Here is a 501-nt window from a genome sequence, read left to right as displayed (position 1 = left end):
CGCAGCAGTCGGTCGGGCGTGCGCAGGGCAATGCCCTGCAGGTCCGCATGGAGCTGCAGGCGGATTGCTACGCCGGCGTCTGGGCGGGCAAGAACCGCAACCTCATCGAGCCCGGTGATATCGAGGAAGGCATGAAAGCCGCCGCCGCGATCGGCGACGACCGCCTGACCGGTGGCCGCGTGTCGAGTGAGAACTTCACCCACGGGACCAGCGCCCAGCGCAGCCAGGCCTTGCGCCTCGGTCTCCAAGGCGATGATCGTGCATGCGACGATATCACCAACGTGCGCTGATTGCCCCGCGATTACAGAAAGAAGGGCGCGACCGCGAGACCGCGCCCTTTTTCGCTTATGTGCGCGGATCAGGCCAGCTCTTCCTCGTCCTTTGTCCCGGTCCGCACGCTCGACCAGTCGATGCGACGGGTCGCATACATGACCCCCGCTAGCGCCACGAAGAGCAGCAACGAGCCGATCAGCAGCGAATAGGCCTCCAGGCTGAGCAGGA

At 65.5% G+C, this 501-nt stretch carries 2 protein-coding genes; one reads left to right on the top strand and one right to left on the bottom strand.

Annotation, left to right across the window (positions count from 1 at the left end; all coding sequences use genetic code 11):
• A partial coding sequence (locus tag F2B26_RS17125; RefSeq protein ID WP_201292848.1) for a neutral zinc metallopeptidase occupies positions 1-290 on the top strand: 290 nt, incomplete at its 5' end.
• Positions 291-358: 68 nt separating this feature from the next.
• Here F2B26_RS17125 and F2B26_RS17760 read toward each other — a convergent pair.
• Complete coding sequence (locus tag F2B26_RS17760; RefSeq protein ID WP_369122558.1) at positions 359-490, bottom strand: inner membrane CreD family protein; 132 nt, start codon at positions 488-490, stop codon at positions 359-361.
• Positions 491-501: the final 11 nt, after the last annotated feature.

This window comes from Cellulomonas citrea (genome assembly GCF_009829685.1).
Classification (GTDB): Bacteria; Actinomycetota; Actinomycetes; order Actinomycetales; family Cellulomonadaceae; genus Cellulomonas; species Cellulomonas citrea.
This window is presented reverse-complemented; position numbering and strand designations above follow the sequence as displayed.